The 23,217-nt window shown below is 69.5% G+C and carries 19 protein-coding genes; 7 read left to right on the plus strand and 12 right to left on the minus strand.

Features of this window, described 5'->3' with window-relative positions; translation table 11 throughout:
- Positions 1-82 precede the first annotated feature (82 nt).
- The gene (locus tag OHA64_RS42970) at positions 83-478 is read left to right on the plus strand and encodes a MarR family winged helix-turn-helix transcriptional regulator (RefSeq protein WP_405622625.1); all 396 of its coding nucleotides are present in this window, start codon (positions 83-85) and stop codon (positions 476-478) included.
- Between the two features lie 7 nt (positions 479-485).
- Here OHA64_RS42970 and OHA64_RS42975 read toward each other — a convergent pair whose 3' ends face one another.
- The 4 genes from OHA64_RS42975 to OHA64_RS42990 form a co-directional block, all read right to left on the minus strand.
- On the minus strand, positions 486-1,229 hold the full coding sequence (locus OHA64_RS42975; RefSeq protein WP_405622626.1) for a maleylpyruvate isomerase family mycothiol-dependent enzyme: 744 nt from the start codon (positions 1,227-1,229) through the stop codon (positions 486-488).
- 95 nt (positions 1,230-1,324) lie between these two features.
- Positions 1,325-2,512, minus strand: a complete 1,188-nt coding sequence (locus OHA64_RS42980; RefSeq protein ID WP_405622627.1) for an MFS transporter — start codon at positions 2,510-2,512, stop codon at positions 1,325-1,327.
- Positions 2,513-3,426: 914 nt separating this feature from the next.
- Positions 3,427-3,648: a hypothetical protein gene (locus OHA64_RS42985; protein WP_405622628.1), complete on the minus strand. Its 222-nt coding sequence runs from the start codon at positions 3,646-3,648 to the stop codon at positions 3,427-3,429.
- A 351-nt stretch (positions 3,649-3,999) separates the two neighbouring features.
- Positions 4,000-4,869, minus strand: coding sequence for a class I SAM-dependent methyltransferase (locus OHA64_RS42990; RefSeq protein ID WP_405622629.1), 870 nt, complete (start codon positions 4,867-4,869; stop codon positions 4,000-4,002).
- A 74-nt stretch (positions 4,870-4,943) separates the two neighbouring features.
- On the opposite strand from OHA64_RS42990, the gene OHA64_RS42995 reads away from it, so the two are divergent.
- Positions 4,944-5,453: a helix-turn-helix domain-containing protein gene (locus OHA64_RS42995; RefSeq protein WP_405622630.1), complete on the plus strand. Its 510-nt coding sequence runs from the start codon at positions 4,944-4,946 to the stop codon at positions 5,451-5,453.
- Here OHA64_RS42995 and OHA64_RS43000 read toward each other — a convergent pair.
- Positions 5,347-6,708, minus strand: coding sequence for a 6-phospho-beta-glucosidase (locus OHA64_RS43000; RefSeq protein WP_405622631.1), 1,362 nt, complete (start codon positions 6,706-6,708; stop codon positions 5,347-5,349). The two genes, OHA64_RS42995 and OHA64_RS43000, sit on opposite strands and share 107 nt — an antisense overlap.
- Entirely contained in the window at positions 6,705-7,457 is a 753-nt protein-coding gene (locus OHA64_RS43005; RefSeq protein WP_405622632.1) for a DeoR/GlpR family DNA-binding transcription regulator, read from the minus strand. The genes OHA64_RS43000 and OHA64_RS43005 overlap by 4 nt, the downstream gene beginning before the upstream one ends.
- A gap of 340 nt (positions 7,458-7,797) precedes the next feature.
- Between OHA64_RS43005 and OHA64_RS43010 the strand changes: the two genes are divergently transcribed.
- The 4 genes from OHA64_RS43010 (at position 7,798) to OHA64_RS43025 (ending at position 12,430) form a co-directional block, all read left to right on the plus strand.
- Complete coding sequence (locus tag OHA64_RS43010) at positions 7,798-9,075, plus strand: extracellular solute-binding protein (protein ID WP_405622633.1); 1,278 nt, start codon at positions 7,798-7,800, stop codon at positions 9,073-9,075.
- Position 9,076: 1 nt separating this feature from the next.
- On the plus strand, positions 9,077-10,132 hold the full coding sequence (locus OHA64_RS43015) for a carbohydrate ABC transporter permease (protein WP_405622634.1): 1,056 nt from the start codon (positions 9,077-9,079) through the stop codon (positions 10,130-10,132).
- On the plus strand, positions 10,129-10,962 hold the full coding sequence (locus OHA64_RS43020) for a carbohydrate ABC transporter permease (RefSeq protein ID WP_405622635.1): 834 nt from the start codon (positions 10,129-10,131) through the stop codon (positions 10,960-10,962). Before OHA64_RS43015 ends, OHA64_RS43020 begins: the two co-directional genes overlap by 4 nt.
- Before the next feature lie 244 nt (positions 10,963-11,206).
- On the plus strand, positions 11,207-12,430 hold the full coding sequence (locus OHA64_RS43025) for a cysteine desulfurase-like protein (RefSeq protein ID WP_405622636.1): 1,224 nt from the start codon (positions 11,207-11,209) through the stop codon (positions 12,428-12,430).
- A 9-nt stretch (positions 12,431-12,439) separates the two neighbouring features.
- On the opposite strand, the gene OHA64_RS43030 is transcribed toward OHA64_RS43025, so the two are convergent.
- From OHA64_RS43030 to OHA64_RS43045, 4 genes are all read right to left on the minus strand, one after another.
- Positions 12,440-15,517 (minus strand): alpha-mannosidase, encoded by a 3,078-nt coding sequence (locus tag OHA64_RS43030; protein WP_405622637.1) that lies wholly within the window; start codon positions 15,515-15,517, stop codon positions 12,440-12,442.
- 57 nt (positions 15,518-15,574) lie between these two features.
- Positions 15,575-16,471, minus strand: a complete 897-nt coding sequence (locus OHA64_RS43035; protein ID WP_405622638.1) for a carbohydrate ABC transporter permease — start codon at positions 16,469-16,471, stop codon at positions 15,575-15,577.
- Entirely contained in the window at positions 16,471-17,301 is an 831-nt protein-coding gene (locus OHA64_RS43040; protein WP_405624350.1) for a carbohydrate ABC transporter permease, read from the minus strand. Before OHA64_RS43040 ends, OHA64_RS43035 begins: the two co-directional genes overlap by 1 nt.
- A 95-nt stretch (positions 17,302-17,396) precedes the next feature.
- The gene (locus OHA64_RS43045; RefSeq protein ID WP_405622639.1) at positions 17,397-18,773 is read right to left on the minus strand and encodes an extracellular solute-binding protein; all 1,377 of its coding nucleotides are present in this window, start codon (positions 18,771-18,773) and stop codon (positions 17,397-17,399) included.
- Between the two features lie 315 nt (positions 18,774-19,088).
- Here OHA64_RS43045 and OHA64_RS43050 point away from each other — a divergent pair, with 315 nt between their 5' ends.
- Entirely contained in the window at positions 19,089-20,327 is a 1,239-nt protein-coding gene (locus tag OHA64_RS43050) for an ROK family protein (RefSeq protein ID WP_405624351.1), read from the plus strand.
- Between the two features lie 75 nt (positions 20,328-20,402).
- Here the strand turns inward: OHA64_RS43050 and OHA64_RS43055 are convergent, their stop codons facing one another.
- Positions 20,403-21,872, minus strand: a complete 1,470-nt coding sequence (locus OHA64_RS43055) for an arabinose isomerase (protein WP_405622640.1) — start codon at positions 21,870-21,872, stop codon at positions 20,403-20,405.
- A gap of 32 nt (positions 21,873-21,904) precedes the next feature.
- Positions 21,905-23,203, minus strand: a complete 1,299-nt coding sequence (locus OHA64_RS43060; RefSeq protein WP_405622641.1) for an MFS transporter — start codon at positions 23,201-23,203, stop codon at positions 21,905-21,907.
- Positions 23,204-23,217 lie beyond the last annotated feature (14 nt).

Consider the following 23,217-nt stretch of genomic DNA (forward strand, 5'->3'; position numbering starts at 1 on the left):
TAAGAGGCTACATGCACCTGCATCGAATGCAAACGCATTTAATTCTGGTGCAACAAATTCTCTTCTCTGCTACGGTGCGCCCATGGCGGCGAAGAAGGCCGAGCGTGCGCTCGCGGAGCAGTGGCGGGAGATCCTGGCGCTGCATGCGCGCACCCAGTGCGAACTCGACCGCGCACTGCATCAACACGGCTTGTGCGGAAGCGACTTCGAGGTACTCGACGTCCTGTCCGAGGGGAGCCCCGTGGACGGCGTGTGCGCGTATCGCGTGCAGGAGATCTCCGAGCGGGTCCACCTCAGTCAGAGCGCGCTGTCACGGTTGATCGCCCGGCTGGAGAAGGACGGGCTCGTCGAGCGCGCGATGTGCGCGGAGGACCGGCGGGGCGTGCGGGTGGCGCTCACGGAGAAGGGGCGCGCGCTGCACGGTGACGTGCTGCCGGTCCAGCGCGCGGTGCTGACGAGGATGCTGGCTTCGAGCTGAGCGGGGCTCAGGTCACGGCCGACTTCTCACGCCACAACTCGGCGACCGAGGCGTCACCGGTCACGGCGGAAAACGGCTGCCGGTTCCACAGTGCGAGATACAACTCCGCGACGGGTCCGGCCACTTCACAGTCGGCGTCCTCGCCGGGTCCGGCATCGCCCCGCTCCGCCACCGGCGGCTCCTGCGACAGCCGTACGGTCCACACGGCACGGTCCGCGTCCGTCGCCCGCACCCGCAGAACCCGGGGCTCCGGTGTGCGCACCCCGCTCTTGGGGCGGGCGTGGAAGCCGAGCAGCAGTTCGTCGATGCCGTCCGCCGCGAAGGCGGGGCCGATCTCGGTGGGGGTGCCGCCCCTGGCCGACTCGGCGTCGAAGCGGTGCACGGTCGTCTCGTGCGCCTGCCGACGGGCCCAGAACGCGAGCGGCGACGGGGCCGGCAGGAAATGCCAGCACCGGACGTCGGGAGAGGCGGTGGTGAGCGTGTCGACGAGCCGTCCGTGTCCCTCCCGGAACCAGGTGAGCAACGCGGCGCCGTCCAGGTCGGGCAGGCCTCCGTCGGGGTGGTAGGAGGTGTGGCCCTCGGCGACGAACGCCGCCGCCCAACGGTGCACCATGCCCGTGTGTCGCAGCAGATCGCTCACCTGCCACTCCGGGCAGGTCGGCACCTTCGCGTCGGTGCCGGCCTGCTCGGCGGCGTCGGCCAGCGACCGGCCCTCCCGGCCCAGGATCGCTACGAACTCGGCAGTCTCCATGGGGTGAGTGTGCCGGATGGAGCGTGCTCCAGGGGGCCTTCAGGGGGATGCCGTGCCTGGTGACTGGTCGCGGGTCTCTGGTGGTCGGCCAGTGCTCAGGCGGGAGGTCCCGGGGTCTGCCCGGCCGGGGGCGCGGGGCGGACGGCGAGGCTGATCACGGTGGCGACCGCCGCGAGCACGGCGACGCTGGTCAGCGCGACCGGAAGGGAGAACCAGTCGGCCATGAATCCGATGGCGGGTGGTCCGAGCAGCATGCCGCCGTAACCCAGCGTGGAGGCGATCGCGACTCCGTCCGGGCCGGCCAGCGTGCCGGCGCGTTCCACGGCGACGGGGAAGAGGTTCGCGAGGCCGAGCCCGGTGATCACGAAGCCGACGAGCGCGCCCCACAGGAAGGGGGTGAGCGCGGCGAGCAGCATGCCGACCGCAGCGGTCGTGCCGCCGACCACCAGGGTGCGTGTCTGGCCCAGACGTTCGAGCAGCCGGGTGCCCGCCAGGCGGCCGATGGTCATGGCGAGCGCGAAGCAGGAGTAGCCGACAGCCGCCGCGCCCGGTGTGGCGTCGAGGTCCTGTTCCAGGTGCAGGGCGCTCCAGTCGGCCAGGGCTCCCTCGCCGTAAGCCGTGCACAGGGCGATCAGACCGAAAGTGATCACGAGCGCGCGGGTGTGGGGTCCCAGGCGGCGCGGCGCGGACGTCGACTGCGGCGCGTTCTCCGGTGGCGGCGGGGGCTGGATGCGCAGCAGCGTGCGGCCCGCGAGCATGGTGACGAGCAGTCCGATCGCGGTGAGGCCGAGCAGATGTTGCGTGGGGGACAGCGCTCCGGCGACCAGCGCGCCCAGTCCGGCGCCGACCATGCCGCCGAGACTGAACGCGGCGTGGAAGCTGGGCATGATGGGCCGCCGCAGGGTTCGTACCAGGTCGACTGCGGCGCTGTTGAACGCGACGTTTATCCCGCCGTACGCGCTGCCGAAAACCAGCAGCACGGCGCCCAGTGCGAGCGCTGAGTGGGTGAGCGGGGGCAGGGCGACGCTGAGGGAGAGCAGGACGGCGCAGATGACGGTGACCTGGTGGTTGCCGTAGCGGCGGCAGAGGCGGCCGGTGAGCGTCATCGTGACGACGGCGCCGGCGGATACGCCGAGAAGGGCGAGACCGAGGGTGCTGGCCGAGGCGCCGGTCTGGTGCTTGATGGCGGGGATACGCACGACCCAGCCGGCGAAGATGAACCCGTCGAGGGCGAAGAAGACAGTGAGGGCGATGCGGAGCCGGGTGAGGGAGTCGCCCGGCACGGCGTTGTGCGTTCGGGCTTTGTTTATTAGCGGCACAAAATCAGGCTATGAGGGAGCCGTATCTCGAGCAAGGGGGTTGAGGGGACGCCAGGTCGCGAGAGCCCTCGGCCGGTGAGTGTGAAGCGAGGCGGCGCGGCGCCCGTATCGCACTGTGGCCCACGGTGCCGGGGCGGGTGCTCGGTCGCGTGCCGGAGGTGCGTAGCAGTCGCCCGCCGCCCGTCCGGCCGTTGGGCACGTACGGGGCGGAGTCCTCTACCCGCGGCTCGGGCGATCCTCCAACTGTAGGGCCAACCGAGTTCAGTTCGATTGCGCAGTTCGATTGCGAGTCCAGATTCCTGCCGCGGGGCGACAAGGCTTCCGACGGGTTACGGGGTGCCGGGCGCTCGCTTTCATGGGCGGGCCTTGCGCTCATGGCCCGTGCCAGAGCGGCGGTCGGCAGTGGGCATGCCGACGCGAGTGCGACACCGGGGCAGGAAGGAACGACTTCGCGCGCATCGCCCCGCGCGCGCTATGTACACGCAGCGTGCCCGTTGCAAGAACCTCCCGTGACGACCGCTCGGGAGCGACCCCTCACCCGAAGGGCCGGCCTGCACGGTGGCCAGAGGGCGAAAACGGGCATGGAGCGGCCAGTGGCCGACTGTCGAGGCCACTGTCGCTGGTCGGAGCTACTGCGCCCTGCGTTACGCCGTACCCATGCCCGAGGCGGATGTGTGCCCCTCCTCGGGCGGGAAGCTGTCGTCATCCCCGAAGCCCGGCGCCTGGAAGGGGTTCGTCGCCGGAGGAGGGGATGCGGCAGCGGCAGAGTGCGGCGCCGTTTCCGGCGCGGAGAACAGCGAGGTGAGGTCGATGAGAAGTCTTCCAATCGTTACAGGGGCAGGGAGCAGTTCTGGCGTGCTCTGACCGGCACAGTGGCTTCAGAGCTTGCTCATCTTGGTGTAGGGACTCATGATTCGCTGTTGCATCGAACCGAAGTCCACGAGCACCGCGATGCCTTCCTCGACGGCGATCGCCCGGCCGAGGCCGTAGATGTCGTGTGTGACCCGGTCTCCGACGGCGAACTGCTTGGGAGTCGGCGTGGCCGGGGCCTTGAAGGGGCTGGTTGGCAAATAGCGCTTAGGTGCAGCTGGCTTTGTCATCCCCTCCAGTATGCGCCTGTGCGTAGCACGGTGGGACAGAGCGGTCGGCTCAGGGGCGCATACTCCGTGCTTGCCGCTTGCCGATCTCGCGCTCTGTGGCTGTGGATGTGCACTGAATGTGCCGGTTCCGCCCGAGATGCGACGTAGGGAGAACGAGCGATGTCCGCCGTTGGTACCGCGTGCGGGCTGTGGTCGGGCGTGAGCGACGCATGCCCCGGGCGGAATGCGGCGGCGCGACCAGGATCGCCGATGTCTTCGGAGGACGACTCACGCTGGACGGAATCGTGCTCCTGTCACAGTTCACGCGGTCGACCCGGATTCAGTTCGTGACGCGTTGACTCTGCCGCCCGCTCAGGTGGCTGCATCGTTCGACGCGGCTGACGCCCGGGCGCCGACCATCCAGCAGGCCGCGGTGAAGCGGACCTCCGTGCCCTGCACGAAGGTGTCGAACGCGGCGCGGACCGTTTCGACGATCTGTGCTCGGGTCCGCTCGTCCGTCTCGGGCAGGATCAGACCGAGAGGTCCGAACCGGGTGAAGTAACCCACCAGTTCCTTCTCGGGCAGAGTGCACGCCACGTCGACCGGCTGGACGTCGATCCCGGCCCACCCGCTCTCCGTCAGGATGCGGTGGATCCTGCCCGGGTCCGCGAAGGCGAACTGCCCCGGCTGGTCCGGTCGTCGGGCCGGGAGTTCCGGCAGGAACGGTGCCGCGGCGCGTTCGGCCGTGGTCATGAACGGATTCTCCGCAGGGCCGCGCCACGTGATGAACCGGAGCCGGGCCTCGTCCCGGGCGGCGCGGCGCAGATTCGAGAAGGCGCGGACCGAGTCCTCGAAGAACATGACGCCGAAGCGCGAGATGACGGCGTCGAAGGCGGCGGGTTCGAACGCGTGCTCCTGGGCGTCGGCCTGGATGAAGGACACAGGCGCGTTCGCCTGCTCGGCACGCGTCCGGGCGGCGGTGATCATGGGTTCCGAGATGTCGACGCCGACGCAGCCGCCTGCCGGACCGAGCCGCTCCGCGACGGCCAACGTCGTGCCGCCGGTGCCGCAGCCGACGTCGAGCACGTTCTCCCCGGGTTCGGCGGCCACCGCTTCGACGAGCAGGTCCTCGAAGGGCTTGAGGAGCCCGTCCAACAGCGCCTGCCCCTCCACCCAGGCGTGACCGGCGGGCCCCTTCCAACGGGCTGCCTGTCCGTCAGTGGCTCTGCGCGCGTTGTCCATGATCGCCTCCCGTGCTTGCCTTCATCGTGCCGAGATGACGGCGTGCTACTTCAAGTCGACTTGAGGCCAAGAGGATGACAGACCTGGATCTGGATATCGCCGAGGTGGCTCAACTCGCCGGGGTTCCCGCCTCGACGCTGCGGTTCTACGAGGAGAAGGGGATGATCACCTCGGTCGGCAGGCGGGGCCTGCGCCGACAGTACGATCCCGGCGTGCTGGAGCGCCTGGCGCTGATCGCGTTGGGGCGGACCGCCGGGTTCTCGCTCGATGAGATCTCACGCGTGTTCGCACCGGACGGACAGCCGCACCTGGACCGCCGGATGCTCGTGGCGAAGGCGAAGGCGAAGGCGAAGGCGAAGGCGAAAGCGAAAGCGGAGGAACTGGACCGCAGAATCCGTGAACTGGGCGTCCTGCGTGACTCCTTGCGGCACGCCGCTTCCTGCCCCGCGCCGCGCCACATGGCGCGGGTGCGTCGGTTCAGCGGTTCAGGTAGGCGAGTTCGGCGAAGTGCCGCTGGTAGGCGTCCAACAGGCGCTTGGCGACGGCGTACGAGTCGATCAGCGGGTGGATGGTCAGTGCCTTGACCGCGTGGGCGCGGTCGCCGGTGGTGGCGGCGTGGATGACCGCGCGCTCGACCGCCTTGACCGCGCACACCAGGCCGGTGCCGTGGTCGGGCAGCGGGGCTCCGGAGATGGGGCGGGCGCCGTTGGCGTCCACGTGGCAGGGGGCCTCGATGACGGCGTCGTCGTCCAGGACCGGGATCCGGCCGCGGTTGCGGACGTTGAGGATGAGGGTGGCGCGTTCGTCCAGGGCGATGGCACGCATGAGGGAGAGAGCCACCTGCTCGTATCCGCCGGATTCCAGGTCGCACGAGTCCCGTTCGCCCATGCCGACGGCCTCGCGGTTCTCGGCCATGTAGGTGGTCTCGCGCTCCAGACGTGTGGCGTCCCAGGCGTTCCAGGCCGCGCGAGGTGCGGGCGGCTCGGCGTGGGCGATGCCCATGGCGTCGTAGAAGCGTTGCTGCTGGGAGTGGAGGAAGGCACCGCGGGTCTGCTCGGCGGCGCGCGCGGAGTCGACCGACTCCCGGTTGAAGTAGTAGTAGTGCAGGTATTCGTTGGGCAGCGCGCCGAGTGTGCGCAGCAGGTCCGGGCCGAAGAGCTTGCCCTCCTCGAACGAGGCCAGTGCGGCCTCGTTCGCGAACAGGGAGGGCAGCAGGTCGCGGCCGTCGACGTGCAGGCCGCACAACCAGCCCAGGTGGTTCAGGCCCACGTAGTCGAGGCGGGCGCGGGCCGGATCGGCGTCGAGCGCCCCGGCCACCCGGCGGCCGAGACCCACCGGGGAGTCGCAGATCCCGATCACGCGGTCACCGAGGTGGGCGGTCATCGCCTCGGTGACCATGCCGGCGGGGTTGGTGAAGTTGATGACCCAGGCGTCGGGCGCCAGGGCGGCGATGCGACGGGCGATCTCGCGGGCCACCGGGATGGTGCGCAGCCCGTACGAGATGCCGCCCGCACCGACGGTCTCCTGGCCCAGCACGCCCTCCTCCAGGGCGATCCGCTCGTCCGCCGCTCGTCCGGCGAGCCCGCCGACACGGATGGCGGAGAACACGAAGTCGGCTCCGGTGACCGCCTCGTCCAGGTCGGTGGTGATCGTGACGACGGGCGGGTCACGGTGCCCGGCGGACTGGTCGGCGAGGACCTTGCGGATGGTCGTCAGCCGGGAGGCGTCCAGGTCGTACAGGGTCACCTCGGTGACCCGTCCTTCGCCGTGGTCGCCCAGCAGCGCCCGGTAGACCAGCGGAACCCGGAAGCCACCGCCGCCCAGGATCGTCAGTCTCATACTTCGACCACCTCGACTCCCGCCTCGCGCAGTCGGCCGCAGGTCTTCTCGTCCGCGGACGCGTTGGTGACCACCACGTCCAGTTCCTCGGGCCCGCACACCCGGGCCATTCCGGTGCCGGGGAACTTGCCCGCGTCCGCCAGCAGGACCACCTGGGCGCTGGCTGCGATCATCGCCCGTTTGACGGGGACCTCGACGGCGGTGGTGTCCAGCACCTGGCCGTCGGGGCGGATCCCGCTGGTGCCGAGGAACAGTCGGTCGGCGTGGATCTGCCGCAGGTTGTCCTCGGTGAGGAAGCCCACCAGTGAGCGGTAGTCCCGCCGGACCACACCGCCCAGCAGGATCAGCTGGACGGCCTTGTCGTCCTGGAGCTCCTCGTAGACGGCCAGATTGCTGGTGATCACCGTCAGGGACCGGCCGTGCAGATGGCGGGCCACCCGGTGGGCCGTGGTGCCGATGTCGAGCAGCACGGTCTCGCCGTCCCTGACGAGGTTTGCGCACCATGCGGCCAACGCGTCCTTGGCCTCGACCCGGACCGCGGCCACGTCGGCGAACGGGTCGTCCTCGTCGTCGACGGGGGCGGCACCGCCGTAGACCCGCTTGAGCAGGCCCTCGTCCTCCAGTTGTGCGAGGTCGCGGCGGATGGTGGCCTGACTCGCTCCGACCGTTTCGGCCAGAGAGACGACCGTGGCGGGCCCGCCCGCGCGCAGGGCGCGCAGGATCAGCTGATGTCTTCGGTCAGGGAGCATGCGGCAGACCATACTCGCCAACCCGCCAAACTCAAGCAAAGTCGCGCATGAATGTCTCGATTCATGCTTGACCCTTGTCAAACCTGCTCACCGGGTGCACTCTCTTGCGTAATTCGGAGCCCAGGTCCGGACCCCACTCCGGTCGGCCGAAGCAGACCAACGGCGCATTCCGCCGCCACGGACGCATCGGCACCGTCTGAGAGGACCCGGTCGAACACCCCGGGTGGCTGAAGAGTTCAACCCACGCCGACGCTCTCCGGCCACCCGGCCCCCGCCGCTCCCCTCGTACTCCCACGACTCACAGGTCCTTGCTGGACATGCCGAAAACTAGGAGAAGATCGTGGACCTTTCCCGCAGACGATTCCTTCAGGCCGCCGTACTGACGGCCGCCACGGCCGGTGCCACCGCCGCGTGCGGTGGCGGCTCCGGGTCGAGCGGCAGCAAGGACAGCAAGAACCTCACCCTCTGGTACTGGTCCGGTGGCCTGAGCGACAAGGTCGTCGCGGACTCCAAGAAGCACTTCTCCGACATCAGCCTCAAGACCTCCGTGGTCGGCGGCGACTTCAAGACCAAGCTGCTCACCGGCCTGAGGGCCGCGCAGTCCGCCCCGGACATCACCGGCATCAAGGGCGAGGACATCGCCTCGTTCCTGCCCAACGCCAACCGCTTCATCGACCTGAAGACCGTGGGCGCGGACAAGCTGGTCCCGCAGTACCTGTCGTGGAAGCTGAAGCAGGCCACCAGCCAGGACGGCAAGCTCATCGGCTTCCCGATCGACATCGGCCCCTGTGCCACGTACTACCGCGAGGACCTCTTCGCGAAGGCCGGGCTGCCCACCGACCCGGCCAAGGTCTCCTCCGAGCTGGCCTCCTGGGACGACTACTTCCAGGCCGGCGTCGAGCTGCACAAGGCGATACCCAAGACCTACCTGGTCAACAACATCGGCTCGGTGTTCTCGATGGCCATCGGCCAGGGCAGCAAGCGGTTCATCGACGAGGACAACAAGTTCATCGGCGACCAGGACCACATCCGCGCCGCCTGGCTCACCGCCGTGAAGCCCTACACCCTCGGCATCGACGCCAAGATCAACGACAACACCTGGAACGCCGCCATCAGCGGAGGCACCCTGGGCACCGAGATCGGCGCCGCCTGGCACGCGCTGGACATCAGCAACGCCGCCCCGGGCACCAAGGGCAAATGGCGGGTGGCGAGCCTGCCCGGCGGGCCGTCCAACCTCGGCGGGTCCTTCCTGGCCATCCCCGCGACCAGCGGCAACCCCGAAGAGGCCTTCAAGATCATCAGCTGGATCCTCAACCCGGAGAACCAGGCCCGCGGCTTCACCGACGCGGCCCTGTTCCCGACCGCCCCTGCCGCGTACAAGCTGCCGGCACTGACCGGGGGCGACGCCTTCTTCGGCGGCCAGAAGACCATCGAGATCTTCGGCCCCGCGGCCGAGAAGATCCCCAGCGTCTTCGAAGCCCCCGCCGACGCGGCGGTCTCCGCTCCCTACTTCAGCGAGCTGACCAGCATCGAGGCCAAGGGCAAGGACCCCGACCAGGCCTGGAAGGACGCGGTCAGCCAGGCCAAGCAGATCGCCCAGCGTCAGGGAGTGAAGTGACATGTCGTCAAGCCCGGTAGCCGGGCCGGCCCCCACCGGGCCGACCCCCGGATCCGACGCCGGGCCCACCGACCGGCCGACCCCGGACCGCCCGCGCGGTCCGGGGCGGCACGGCCGCCGGGTCCGGCCGGTGTCGGCCGGGACGCCACGCGGGCCGCGGCGGCGGACCGGCAGGTACTGGCCGCAGTACCTCGCCATCTCGCCGTACTACCTGCTGTTCTCGGTCTTCATGCTCTTCCCGGTGCTCTACACGGTGTATCTGGCGTTCCAGAAATGGGACGGCATCGGGGACATGCACTTCGTCGGGTTCCAGCAGTTCCGTTTCCTGTGGGACGACCCGGTGTTCTGGCTGTCCGTCCGCAACACCCTGTTCATCTGGGTGCTGTCCACCGTGCCGATGCTCTTCCTCGCCCTGGTGCTCGCGGTGCTGGTGAACTCCACCAAGCGACTCACGGCGTTCTACCGGGTCGCCCTGTTCATCCCCAGCATCACCTCACTGGTGGCCATCGCGATCTTCTTCGGCGCGATCTTCAGCAACAACTTCGGCCTGATCAACGCCATCCTGAGGTCGCTGCACATGTCGGCCGTGCCATGGATGAGCAACGAGTGGACGATCAAGCTGGTGATCGCGGCGCTGATGACCTGGCAGTGGACCGGCTACAACGCCATCATCTATCTGGCCGGCCTGCAGGCGATCCCGTCGGAGCTCTACGAGGCCGCCAAGATGGACGGGGCCAGCCCGGTACGGATCTTCTTCTCCATCACGATCCCGCTGCTACGGCCCATCATCCTGTTCACCGTGGTGATCTCCACCGTCACCGGCCTGCAGAGCTTCACCGAGCCCCAGGTGCTGTTCGGCAGTGAGGCGTCCACCAATCCCAACTCCGGCGGTCCGGGCCAGGCGGGACTGACCACGCTCCTGTACTTCTACCACCAGGCCTTCGACAACAACGACTTCGGCTACGGAGCCGCGATCGTCTGGGCGTTCTTCCTGGTGATCCTGCTCATCGTCCTCATCAACTGGCGCCTGGTGCAGCGAAAGGACCGACGGCCGTGAACAGCCAGAACCGCAACCGGCTCCGGGGGCTGAGCGTCCACCTCGTCCTGATGACAGGTGTCGTCATCTCCGTGTTCCCGTTCTACTGGATCGTCGTCATGGCGACGAACACCTCGCAGGACATCTACCGCTATCCGCCGAAGCTGTGGTTCGGCGACAACCTGACGACCAACATCCAGCACCTGTTCGACAAGATGGACTTCTTCGGGTCGATGTTCAACACGATGACCGTGGCTGTCTGTACAACCCTGCTGGTGCTGTTCTTCGACTCGCTGGCGGCCTTCGCCTTCGCCAAGTACGACTTCCCCGCGAAGAAGTTCCTGTTCGGTCTGCTGCTGTCGATGTACATCCTGCCGACCCAGCTGGCGATCATCCCGCAGTACGAGATCATGGTGCAGCTGGGCTGGCTGGGCACGCTCAAGGCGCTCATCGTGCCCGCCGCAGCCAACGCCTTCGGCATCTTCTGGATGCGCCAGTACACGACCAGCAGTGTCCCCGACGAACTGCTGGACGCCGCCCGGATCGAGGGTGCCGGGTTCTTCCGCCTGTACTGGCACGTGGTGCTGCCGTGTGTCCGCCCTGCCCTGGCGTTCCTCGGCATCTACACCTTCATCGCCGCCTGGAACGACTACATCCTGCCGTTGGTGATGCTGGTCAACCCGGACCGCCTCACTCTCCAGGTGGCGCTGGCACAGCTGTACGCCGGCCACTCCACCGACTACAGCATGGTGATGTCCGGAGTGCTGCTGTCGGTGATCCCGCTGGTGCTGGTGTTCACCTTCTTCGCCCGCGGGTTCATCGCCGACGCCACCAAGGGCGCCCTGCGCTGAACCCGTGGCCCGCGGGGCGTCGGGTCACCCCGCGGGCCGGCCGCGGCACGTCGAGGTCGAGGGCGACGCGACACGTCGCCCTCGACGCGGTACGGCTACCCGACTCGCCGCACACCCGCCTGTGGTCCCACCTCCTGTCACCGACGCGGCCTGTCGCCGTCGTCGATTACCGTCGTGATCGCCTCGACGAGGTCCCGGTCGGCCGCCACCCCCGGCCGCGCCCGAGCACCGACAGGAGCTTCCCGTGACGTACGACGTAGCCGCCCTCCGCGCGCAGTTCCCCGCCCTGAGCGCCCAGATCGCCCACTTCGACGGACCCGGCGGCACCCAGACACCCAGGCCCGTCATCCAGGCCATCGCCGACGTGCTGGCGCAGCCGCTGTCGAACCGGGGCCACATCACGCCGGGGGAGCGCAACGCCGAGACCGTCGTCTCCGAGAGCCGCCGGGCCATGGCGGATCTGCTGGGCACGGACCCGACCGGGATCGTCTTCGGCCGCAGCGCCACCCAGCTCACCTACGACTTCTCCCGCACCCTCGCCAGGACGTGGTCGCCCGGCGACGAGGTGATCGTCACCCGCCTCGACCACGACTCCAACATCCGCCCCTGGATCCAGGCCGCCGAGCAGGCCGGTGCCGTCGTGCGGTGGGCCGACTTCGACCCCGCGACCGGCGAGCTGACCGTCGAGGACATCCGCGCCGTGCTCTCCGAACGGACCCGCCTGGTCGCTGTCACCGCCGCCTCCAACCTGATCGGCACGCGGCCCGCGACCGCCGTGATGTCCCGTGCGGTGCACGAGGTGGGTGCGCTGCTCTACGTCGACGGCGTGCACTACACCGCCCACTCCCTGGTCGACATCGAGCAGCTCGGCGCGGACTTCTTCGTCTGCTCCCCGTACAAGTTCCTCGGCCCGCACCACGGCGTCCTCGCCGCCCGCCCGCGGTTGTTGGAGAGCCTGCACCCGGACAAGCTGCTGCCCTCCACGGACGTCGTCCCCGAACGCTTCGAACTCGGCACGCTGCCCTACGAGTTCCTCGCGGGCACCCGCGCCGCGGTCGACTTCCTGGCCGGCCTCGACGCGAGCGCCACGGGTACCCGCCGTCAGCGGCTGGCCGCCGCCTACGCGGCGCTGGAGGCGCACGAGCGGCTCCTGCGGGGGCAGATCGACAAGGGACTGTCCGCCCTGGAACAGGTCACGGTGCACTCCCGGGCTGCCGACCGGACCCCCACCGTGCTGCTGACCTTCGAGGGACACAGCACGACGGACGCGTACCGCTTCCTGGCGGACCGCGGTGTCCAGGCGCCCGCCGGAACCTTCTACGCCCTCGAAGCGTCCCGTCGGCTCGGCCTCGGGGACTCCGGTGGCCTGCGCGTCGGCCTCGCGCCTTACAACGACACCGAGGACGTCGACCGGCTCCTGACGGGTCTGTCGGAGTTCCTGCGCGTGGGATCTCGCGTGTCGGGGTGACGGGCTCGGTCAGCCGGCCGAGGCGTCGCCGGTCGCCCGCGGGCTCAGACGGAGGGTGAGGATCTGGAACGGGCGCAGCCGCAACCGGGCGGCGCCGTCCGTCACCTGATGACTCGTGGTGTCGTCGAGGGGGCGTTCCAGCAGGTCCGTCGCCGTCGCGGAGGCGAGGGGGAACCCGGTGGTGAGGGTGGCGCGGGCACGGACACCGAGGGCCTCGTAGAGGCGGACGACGACATCGCCCGACCGGTCGTCGGCGAGCTTCACGGCCTCGACGACCACCCCTTCGTGGTCGACCGAGACCAGGGGAACAACGGGCGTGCTGCCCGGCAGCGCGCGCTCGGGCAGGTTCAGGTGGTAGCCCTCACGGACGGCGTCGGCGATGCCGACGCCCACCACCAGGGCGTAACTGAACCGGTGGGTGCCCTGGTCGGCGTCAGGGTCGGGGAAGCGGGAGGCACGCAGCAGGGAGAGCCGGACCGTGGTCGTCGTCCCGCCGTCGGACCGGACGTCACGGGTGACCTCATGGCCGTACGTCGAGTCGTTGACCAGCGCGGCACCCCAGTCACGCTCGCCGACGTGCAGGAAGCGGTGGGCGCAGATCTCGAACTTGGCGGCGTCCCAGCTGGTGTTGGTGTGGGTCGGGCGCTCGACGTGTCCGAAGGGGATCTCGGCGGTGGAGTGCGCGGCGCGTACGTCCAGCGGGAAGGCGGCCTTGAGCAGCTTCTCCCGCTCGTGCCAGTCGACCACGGTGTCGATCAGCAACCGCCGCGAGCCGACCGGCAGGGTCAGGGTCTGCTCGATGCGGGAAGCCCCGAAGGCACGGACGACGCGGACACCGCCGTCGGCCGCGGTGACCGACTCGGTGTCGGTGAGGTCACGCACGGTGTTGCGGTAGAAGACGTCGATGTCCCAGGCGTCCCACTGGTTGGGGAAGTCCTGGTGCAACTGGAGCAGGTTGGCCGCCGTGCCGGGCGCCAGCGCCTCGCGGTCGGCGGTCAGGTCGTAGGCGGAGGTGACCAGGCCCTGGCGGTCGACGGTCACCCGGACCAGGCCGTTGTCCAGGACGAAGCCGTCACCGTCCGCGACGGGCGGCACGGGCGTGTCGCGCTCCTCGGTGCGCAGCGCGGCGCCGAGCGCCGGGACGCCGCCGCGTGCGTGCGGGGCGGCGTTGAAGACGACCGTGCCGCCGGCGGGCCCGGCGAGGGCCTGTTGGGCGTCCCCGACGATCCGCTCCAGCTCCCGGGCGACGGCGGCGTACGTCTCCTCGGCCTCCCGGTGCACCCAGGCGATCGAGGTGCCCGGCAGGATGTCGTGGAACTGGTGCAGCAGCACCGTCTTCCACAGCCGGTCCAGGGCCTCGTACGGATACGGGTGCCCGTGCCGCACGGCGGCGGTCGCCGCCCACAACTCGGCCTCCCGCAGCAGGTGTTCGCTGCGCCGGTTGCCCTGCTTGGTGGCGAGCTGACTGGTCAGGGTGCCACGGTGGAACTCCAGGTACAGCTCGCCGGACCACACCGGCGCGCCGCCGTTCGCCTCGTACTCGGCGTGCGCGCGGGCGAAGAACGTGGCGGGTCCCTCCACGGCGACCCGGGCCGAGCCCTCCAGGTCGGCCAGCCGGGCGGCGCGGGCCAGCATCTCGCGGGTGGGGCCGCCGCCGCCGTCGCCGTAGCCGAAGGGGATCAGTGAGCGGTCGGCGGCGCCCTTGTCCTGGAAGTTGCGCTCGCTGTGGGCGACGTCGGCGCCGGACAACTCCCCGTTGTAGCTGTCGACGGGCGGGAAGTGGCAGAAGATGCGGGTGCCGTCGATGCCCTCCCACCAGAAGGTGTGGTGCGGGAACTTGTTGGTGGTGTTCCAGGACATCTTCTGGGTGAGGAACCAGCGCACCCCGGCCAGCTTCATCAGCTGCGGCAGGGCCGCGTTGTAGCCGAAGGTGTCCGGGAGCCACATCTCCTCAGTCTCGACGCCGAACTCGTCCAGGTAGAACCGCTTGCCGTGGACGAACTGGCGGACCAGCGACTCGCCGCCGGTGAGATTGGTGTCGGGCTCCACCCACAGACTCCCCGTGGGCAGGAACTGGCCGGTCCTCGCCTTCTCCTGGGCGCGGGCGTAGACCTCGGGACGGTGCTCCTTGAGCCAGGCGAGCTGCTGGGCCTGGGACATCACGAACCGGAACTCGGGGTGGTCGTCCATGAGTTGGGTGACGTTGGAGACGGTGCGGGCCACCTTGCGCACCGTCTCGCGCAGCGGCCACAGCCAGGCCGTGTCGATGTGCGCGTGGCCGACCGCGGAGATCCGGTGCGCGCCGGCACTCGCCGGCGCGGCCAGTGCCGGAGCCAGCACCTCGCGCGCCGCCTCGGCGGTGCCGCCGACGTCCTGCAGGTCGACGGCGTCCAGGGCGCGGTCGACCGTCCGCAGGATCTGCCAGCGGCGGGTGGAGTCCACCGGCAGTTCGAGCATCAGCTGCCCCAGTACGTCCAGGTCCTGGACGAGTTCGTGGACCGTCCGGTCGACGACCGCCAGGTCCAACCGCCGCAGCCGGTAGAGAGGTTCGCCCGGGTCGGCGTTCGCCTCCCGCAACCAGGGCGCCCGCCCGCCGACCGCGGTGGGACCGAAGGTGACGTGGCCGGGGGCGACGTGCATGACGACCGGGTTGGCGGCGGCCTCGACGTACCGGACGAACTCCTCGCCGCCGACGGCCGATTCGGTGACCGGCAGCCAGGTGTTGAGCGGGTTGAGCGCCTTCACCGCGGTGCCGTCGGCCCGGTAGACCAGGCCCTCGGCGGAGAAGCCGGGGGAGTGGGTCGAGAAACCCAGGTCGAGCACGGCCTCGACGGGCAGCCCGGCCCAGTCGTCCGGGATCACGCCGCCGACCCGGAACCAGCTCGTGGACCAGGCGGGGCCCCACCGGTCGCCGACCTGCGCCGGACGGTAGGGAGCCGTCAGGCCGTCACTGACCGGCGCGGGCTCGCCGGGGACGTCCCAGACCTCGACCCGAAGCGGGATCGACCGGGCGTGGACGGCGGGCCGTATGCGTTCGTTCAGCACTCGGGTGAGCCGCTGCTCGGTGACGTCACGGTCGTTGTGCATGGACTGTCTTCTCCAGCGGGGCCTAGACGGGCGGGGGTGGCATGCGGGTGAGGGCGATCAGCCCTTGACCGCGCCGCCGAGGGCGAAGCCGCCGCCCAGCCTGCGGGCCAGCAGCAGGTAGAGCATGACGACGGGGAGGGAGTACAGGATGGAGAAGGCGGACAGTTGCCCGTACTGCGTCTGGTCGTGGGCGCTGAGGAAGGTGAACACGCTGACGGACGCGGGGAGTTTCTCCGGGGACAGCAGCAGGATGAACGGGACGAAGAAGTTCCCCCACATGCCGATGAAGGTGAAGATGGTGACCACGACGACGCCGGGCCGCATCAGCGGCAGGACGACCCGCCACAGCACCTGCGGGGTGTTGGCGCCGTCGATCCGGGCGGCCTCCTCCAGCACGAGGGGCACGCCGTCCATGAAGTTCTTCATCAGCCAGATCCCGAACGGCAGCGCGGAAGCGGCCAGGAACAGCGTCGTGCCGGGCACCGAGTCGATGAGGTTCACCTGCACGAACATGCTGTAGACCGGGATCATCACGGCGGTGATGGGCAGACCGGTGGAGAACAGGATCGTGTACAGGAACGGCCGGCGCAGACGGGAGCGGTACCGGGACAACGGATAGGCGGCCAGGAAGGACGCCGTCACCGTCGTCAGGGTCGCGAATCCGCACAGCAGCAGGCTGTTGAGCAGGGGCCGGAAGGTGGTGTCGGCGTTGAGCACCGCGTCGAAGTTGCCGAGGGTGAGCGACGACGGCCAGTCCAGCCGGAAGCTGTTGGTGTCCGAGACCGAGGCGAGCAGCATCCACAGCAGCGGCAGGACGTACGTCACCGACACCGCCAACAGGACGGCGTTGACCGCGATGCGGCCGGTGAGGGAGCGCCGTCGGCGTGAGGCCCGCGGGGCCGCGACGGCGGTCCGCCGACCGGACGCGGCACGTGAGGGCGTGAGAACGGTCATCAGTCGCCCTCCAGTTTGAGCAGCCGGATGTAGACGAGGGAGAACAGGGCACCGACCACCAACAGCACCAGGGCGATGGCGGTGCCATAGCCGATGAGGCTGTTCTGGAAGGCCTGTTGGTACATGAAGATGGGCAGGGTCTCGCTCTTGTTGCCGGGCCCGCCGCGGGTCATGGTGTAGATGAGGCCGAAGACGGAGAGCGTCTGCAGCGTGATCAGCATCAGGTTGGTCAGGATCGACGGCCGGATGACCGGCAGGACCACCCGCCACAGCCGCTGCCAGGGGCTCGCGCCGTCCATTTCGGCCGCCTCCACGAGCTCCTGGGGAACGTCGTTGAGGGCGGCGGAGAAGACCATCATCGAAAAGGCCGTGCCGCGCCAGACGTTGGCCAGGCAGACGGCCAGGATCGGCATCGTGTAGAGCCAGTTCTGCTGCGGCAGGTGCAGGGCGGCGAGAATCGAGTTGAGCGAGCCCTGGTTGTAGAAGAACGCGTACATCAGGTAGCCGGCGACCACCTCGGGCAGGACCCACGCGGCGATGACGACACCGTTGGTGAGCGCCCGTACCCGCTTGTCCGCCCGTTCCATCAGGACGGCCAGCGCGAGCCCCAGGGTGTTCTGGCCGATGACGGCGGAGCCCACCACGAACACCAGGGTCAGCCAGACCGCGTTGAGGAAGTCGGAGTCACCGAAGGCCCGAGTGAAGTTGTCCAGGCCCACCAGGTGTGTGCCGGTGGCGCCGGTGAGCTGCATGTCGGTGAAGGCGTAGTACACGCAGTACGCGATGGGGCCCGCCAGGAAGACTGCCAGCAGGACCACGGACGGGAGCATCGGCAGGCCGCGCAGCAGGGAGCGGACGGCAGCGGGGGGCGCCCCGCCGGGCCGGTGGTGGTCACCGGCCTTGCGGGGCGCTGACGTCAGTGCGGTCACGAGGCGCCCTTGACCGTCTTGTCGTCGCCGACGGCGGCCTTCACATCGCTGTCGAAGCCGGCCGCTGCCTTGTCGGGCGACGCCTGGCCGGTGGTCACGGACTCCATGGCCTTCTGGATCGCGGTCGAGACCTGGTTGTAGGCCGGCAGTCCGGGCCGGAAGTGGGTGTAGCGCACCAAGTCCGTGAAGAACTTGTTGGTCGGAACGGAGTTGACGTACGTCGGGTCGCTCGAGGCGTCCGTACGGACGGCGATGCTGGCGTTCTGGGCGTTCCACTGCGCGTGGTTGGCCTTCGTCTCCAGCGTGGTGAGGAACTTGAACGCCAGATCCGGGTTCTTGGCCTTCGCCGGGACCGACCAGGCCCAGCCGCCGGACATGCTGGTCTTGCCGGGTGCCTGGCCGTTCTGGGTGGGCATCGCGGCGGTGCCTATCACCGTCTGCCAGTCACTCCACGGCTTGGCGCTGCTCGCACCCCAGTTGTTGGGCATCCAGGAGCCGTCGATGTCGATCGCGAGCTTGCCCTCGGGGATCAGCTCGGTGCCGACGGCGGTGCCGAAGTTGGCGCCGAGTGCCTGGTCCACCGGAGGGCCGAGTTTGTCGCCGTACACCGTGTGGACGAAGGACAGCGCGTCCTTGAAGGCCTTGCTGCCCACCACCCACTTCTTCTGGCTCGCGTCGTACAGCGACTTGTCGCCCGCCGGGGTGCCGTACAGCAGCATCTCGAAGCCCTGCATCGAGGACGCCTCGCCGCCGGCCGTGCCGGTGTAGAGGTTCATCGGGATGGCGTCGGGCAGCTTGGCCTTGAGCTTCCTGGCGGTGCCGAGGATGTCGTCCCAGGTCTTCGGCTGCCAGGGCACGGAGATCCCGGCCTTGGCGAACAGCTGCTTGTTGTACCAGATCCCGCGGGTGTCGGTGCCGTCCGGGACGCCGTACGTCTTGCCGTCCGAGGCACCGCGCGCCGCGACCTTGGCGGCGGAGGCGAACTGCGACCAGTCGCTCCAGCCGGCGAGGTAGGAGTCGAGGGGCTTGAGGTAGCCGCTCGCGATGTCGGAGTTGATCAGCGCGGTGTCCTCGTAGACGAGGTCGGGGGCGGTCGCGGGGGACCGCATCATGAGCTGGACCTTGGTGTAGTAGTCGTTCTCGGAGGCGGTGACCGGGACGAGGGTCACCTTGGTGCCGGGGTTGGCCTTGGTGAACTGCTTCACCATCGAGGCGAGGTGGTTGGCCTGGAGCTTGTTCTTGCTGTCCAGGTTCTGCCAGTAGACGACCTTGATCGATTTTGCGGTGCTCTCGGCGGAGCCGGAACCGCAGCCCGAGGCGGTCAGAGCAGTGGCGGTGGTGAGGACTGCGGCAACGATGAGTCTCGAACGCACGGTGGTTCCTCCGGAACGCGAAACCTGAGGGGAAAACCTTGGGAAAGCCGCGACTGAGGCGTGGGCTGCGGGCAGTTCGAACGAGGGGTCCGCTTGGTTCCACCCCGCGCGACCTGGCTCGGTGTGCCCGGCCTGGTGGCGTCAGCTAAATCCAATTGATTGATTAAGTCAACGCATCAGCCGTGTAAACTTTCGCCATGAATCGCCGTTCTTCGCATACAGGGCATAGGTCATGAGGCAGCGCAAAGGGTGCATCTCGACTCGCGTCGATGCCCGTCGTGGAGGAACGAAAAGCGTGAGGAGCGGCAGGTGACGATGCTCGGCGGCACGAATCTGCCCCGGGTCGGGGGGTACAACCAGGCCGTCGTCCTGGACGCGATCCGGACCCGAGGGCCGGTGAGCCGTGTCGAACTGGCCGAGCTGACCGGCCTGACCAATCAGACCGTCTCGAACGTCGTCCGTAAGCTGCTCGACGCCGGCCTGGTCACGGAGACCGGCCACGCCCCTTCCAGCGGAGGCAAACGCCGCACTCTGCTGGCTGCCCGTCCCGAGGGGGCCTACGCGCTCGGTGTCCATCTCGACCCCGACGCGGCCGTCATCGTCCTGGTCGACCTGGCAGGTGAGGCGATCACCACCCGTCGCATCAGGCTCACCGTCCCCAGCGAGCCGACCGACGTCGTGCGACGGGTGGCCCGTGCGGCTCTCCGGCTCGTCGACCGGTCCTCCGTGGACCCCGCCCGACTGCTCGGTCTGGGCATCGCCGCTCCCGGACCGATCGACAGCTCCACCGGTACGGTGATCTCCCCGCCGAACCTACCCGGCTGGGACCGCGTCCGGCTGATCGAGATGTTCGCCGAGGCCACCGGCATGCCCGTGGCCCTGGACAACGACGCCACCGCCGCCGCCATCGGCGAACGCTGGATCGGCGGCGAGGCCAGGGCGGGCAGCTTCCTGTTCCTCTACCTGGGCACCGGCATCGGCGCCGGCATCGTCCTCAACAACACCGTCCTGCACGGCGATTCGGGCAACGCGGGGGAGTTCGGCCACATGGCCGTCGAACCGGGGGACCGCGTCTGCCACTGCGGCGGCACCGGCTGCCTCGGCCCCTACTGCAGCCCGGCCGCGATCATCGACGACCTGGTACGCCGCCACGGACAGGCCGCCGCCGACCGTATCGGCTTGGCCGTGGACCCCCAAACCCTGCACGGCGACTGGAAGTTGCTCCGCCGGGCCGCCCGCACGGGTGATGCGGCGGCCTGTGACGTCGTACGCCACGCCGCCCGCCGCATCGGACAGGCTGCCCGGGGCGCCGTCAGCGTGCTCGATGTCAGCCGCGTCGTCCTCGGAGGCGAGGGGCTGCGCGGCATCGAGCACATCGTGCGAGAGGAGATCGACACGGCCGTCAACAGCACCTCCGTCGCCCGCGCCATCCGCCCCATCGCTGTCGAGCAGAGCGTGATGGGCGACACCGTCGGCGCGGTCGGTGCCGCGTCCCTCGTGCTGCACGGCAACTACACGCCCGGCTGGCGCATGCTCACCGAGTCCTCCGGCTGACCGCGGAAGGGGTGTCGGGAACTCACCTCCGGTAACCGCGGAGCTTTCGTCGACCTCCAAGCGTTCCCGTCACGGTCACACCTCCCGGTGGTCGATGCCGAGCAGGCTCGCGGCGGCGCGGAAGTCGGCGGTGTGGTGGCCGACCGCGAGGGACCAGTGGTGGCCTACGCCCGTGGCGCTCCACGCGTCGACCCACTCGCCCGGGTCACGGCCGAAGTCGACGCGGCTGGTGGTGTTGCCGATCTCCAGCAGCGGTCCCGGTACGACCGTGCCCTCGGACGTGATGAAGGAGAGGCTGCCGTCGGCGTCCTGGCCGAGGCCGAGGAGGGTGACGGGCCCGTGCTGGACGTCGAACTCCACGCTGACGCCCCAGCCGCGCTTGCCGTGGTAGACACCCAGCCCCCGCAGCAGCGGGTCACGGGCGCTGACGGCGAGGTGGGCTGGTCCGTCATGGCCCATCTCCACGACACCGTCCTCGAAGTCGAGGGCCTGGATCTCGGTGAAGGAGCCCCCGGCGCCGATGCTCTGGGTGGCCAACTGGGCGACGCTGGTGCGCAGTTCGTACTCACCGGCCGCGGGCACGCCCCGGGCGGTGAGCAGCGAGGCCCCGAGGATCAGGCCGGCGCCGAGCCGCTCGTGCAGTTCGCCGTCGAGGCCGCGGTGGTAGTACGCGAGCGTGTCGAGGCCGAAGTCCTCGACGAGCCGATCCAGTGCGACCGACACGGTCGCCCCCCACGCGAAGTCCTCGTCCGCCACACTGTCGTCGACGGCGAAGACCCGACGGGCCAGAGCCATGCGCTCACGGCTCTCCTCCTCGGTCACCTTCTCCACGCGATGCCGCAGGTCGTCGAACTCCAGCACCTCGACATGGGAGCCGAACGTCGCCGGAAGCAGCGTCAGGTCCGTCGACACGTCGAGCATGCCGGGATACAGATGCCCCATCAGACCGTGCCGGCCGTGCCGGAGCGCGGCGCGGACGTGCGCGGCCCGGATCCACTGCTCGATGCGCCGCCAGGCCGACTCCTGCCGCAGCCAGCCCGACACCGACCGGAAGGGGATGCCGGCGCGGCGGAAGACGTTGCCGACCTCGGGCACGGGGCACTGTCCGCAGTAGGCCAGCCAGGCGCCCGTGTCGAAGGAGGCGTGGTCCATCCGTTCGGACGGCTGGAGATCGATGACCAGGACGGGGGTGTGCGAGCGCCGGGCGATCGGCAGCACCATCGACGAGGTCAGGTAGGTCGTCAGAAACAGCACGATCAGGTCGCAGTCCGCCCGGCGGAGCTCCTCGGCGGCGACCGCCCCTTCCTCGGCGTCGGAGATGAAGCCGACGTCGGTCACCTCCGCGTCCAGTCGCCGCAACCGCTCGGTGACGTACTGGGCCGACTCCCTCAACTGCGGCAGCAGCCCCGGGAACTGGGGCCAGTAGGTGCCGAGCCCGCCGGCGACCAGTCCGATCCTGGTACGGCGGCGGGGTACCGGGGGGAGCAGATCGCGCAGGGCGGCGGCGCGGTCTGCGGCCAGGGTGGTGGGTTCGGTCGTTGCCATGGGCGGTGCTCCTTCGGAGGTCCGGTTCGGATTCAGGCCCGGGTCGCTCCCAGATCCGCCGGGGCGGCAGCGGCATCAGGGGAACGCCGGATGAGGACACGGACGACGTAGACCCCGGCGACACCCGACGCCGCCATGCAGAGGGTGATCGACCACAGCAGCAGGGACACGCTGTACTCCATCAGGGCGGGCGTCACGAACGCGACGCCCGCGAAGACCCCTCGCGACAGGGCGTAGGTCAGGCCCTGGGTGGTGCCGCGGGTGTCCGGGGGCAGCGTGAGCTGCGACCACACCTTGTAACTGGCCTCCCCCGCGAAGGGGTTGGAGATCTGGTAGAGCACGAAGAAGACGAGCATGCCGACGAGGGCGCCCGCCGTGAGGGAGGCGATGCAGAAGGCGACGACCTGCACGACCGTGAACACGTAGAACAGCCGGTCGCGCCACGGGGTGTCGGCGAGCCGGACGAAGACGAAGGTCAGCACCAGCGCGATCGGGAGGAAGGCCAGGTTGATCCCGGTGGCCAGGCTCTGCGAGGCACCGCTGACCGTGACCAGCAGATAGGTGCCGAACTGGCCGAAGGTGTTGGCGCCGATGCCCCAGGTGACGTAGTAGAGGAAGGTCGCGGCCATCGGCAGCAACGCGGCACGGTTCCACACGTTCCTGAGCGCGGTTCCGCGCGGGGCGTCCAGCGCGGCCGCCTCGGCCTCCACCGCATCGTCGGGCGGCTCGTCGGCCAGCTCCAGACGGGCGCGGAGCTGCCAGGTGAACAGCGCGGCGACGGCCAGATGGCCGGTGATGATCCGCGCCCCGGTCATGCCCGCGTCCGACAGGACGTAGCCGAGGAAGATGACGACGACGATGCCCAGCACCCACATGACCTGGGTGAAGGACACGAGCCGGGCCCGGCCGTCGGCGGGCGCGGCGTCCGAGACCACGGCCAGGGACGTCGGCAGGTCGGCGCCTGCCGCCAGCCCCGCCACGAGCACGCCGACCAGGAGCACGATGTCGTTGGGCGCCAGGGTGATGACGACCGCGCCCAACGCGAAGCAGAGGATGTCCAGGTTGTAGACACGGCGGCGCCCGAACATGTCGGCGAGCCGTCCGCCGACGAGGGAGCCGACGGCGATGCAGCCGGTGACGATCGCACTGATCGCGCCGGCCATCCACACGCCCATGTCGTAGTGGTCCCGGTAGATGGCCAGGTTGACAGCGATGCTGACGATGAGAGCGGCGTCCAGGTACGAGGCCATGCCCGACAGGGCCGCGACCTTCCACAGGCGCTTGGGGATGGGCTGTTCCGGGTGATCCGGGGCAGTCGAAGTTCGGGCCATGATGCGACTCCGTC

The organism is Streptomyces sp. NBC_00076 (assembly GCF_045041235.1).
Classification (GTDB): Bacteria; Actinomycetota; Actinomycetes; order Streptomycetales; family Streptomycetaceae; genus Streptomyces.

Bases quoted from the DNA above. Each gene is read 5' to 3' on its own strand.
- OHA64_RS42970 (WP_405622625.1), top strand. From the start codon at position 83: ATGGCGGCGAAGAAGGCCGAGCGTGCGCTCGCGGAGCAGTGGCGGGAG.
- OHA64_RS42975 (WP_405622626.1), bottom strand. From the start codon at position 1,229: ATGGAGACTGCCGAGTTCGTAGCGATCCTGGGCCGGGAGGGCCGGTCG.
- OHA64_RS42985 (WP_405622628.1), bottom strand. From the start codon at position 3,648: ATGACAAAGCCAGCTGCACCTAAGCGCTATTTGCCAACCAGCCCCTTC.
- OHA64_RS42990 (WP_405622629.1), bottom strand. From the start codon at position 4,869: ATGGACAACGCGCGCAGAGCCACTGACGGACAGGCAGCCCGTTGGAAG.
- OHA64_RS42995 (WP_405622630.1), top strand. From the start codon at position 4,944: ATGACAGACCTGGATCTGGATATCGCCGAGGTGGCTCAACTCGCCGGG.
- OHA64_RS43000 (WP_405622631.1), bottom strand. From the start codon at position 6,708: ATGAGACTGACGATCCTGGGCGGCGGTGGCTTCCGGGTTCCGCTGGTC.
- OHA64_RS43005 (WP_405622632.1), bottom strand. From the start codon at position 7,457: ATGCTCCCTGACCGAAGACATCAGCTGATCCTGCGCGCCCTGCGCGCG.
- OHA64_RS43015 (WP_405622634.1), top strand. From the start codon at position 9,077: ATGTCGTCAAGCCCGGTAGCCGGGCCGGCCCCCACCGGGCCGACCCCC.
- OHA64_RS43030 (WP_405622637.1), bottom strand. From the start codon at position 15,517: ATGCACAACGACCGTGACGTCACCGAGCAGCGGCTCACCCGAGTGCTG.
- OHA64_RS43035 (WP_405622638.1), bottom strand. From the start codon at position 16,471: ATGACCGTTCTCACGCCCTCACGTGCCGCGTCCGGTCGGCGGACCGCC.
- OHA64_RS43040 (WP_405624350.1), bottom strand. From the start codon at position 17,301: ATGCTCCCGTCCGTGGTCCTGCTGGCAGTCTTCCTGGCGGGCCCCATC.
- OHA64_RS43050 (WP_405624351.1), top strand. From the start codon at position 19,089: ATGCTCGGCGGCACGAATCTGCCCCGGGTCGGGGGGTACAACCAGGCC.
- OHA64_RS43055 (WP_405622640.1), bottom strand. From the start codon at position 21,872: ATGGCAACGACCGAACCCACCACCCTGGCCGCAGACCGCGCCGCCGCC.
- OHA64_RS43060 (WP_405622641.1), bottom strand. From the start codon at position 23,203: ATGGCCCGAACTTCGACTGCCCCGGATCACCCGGAACAGCCCATCCCC.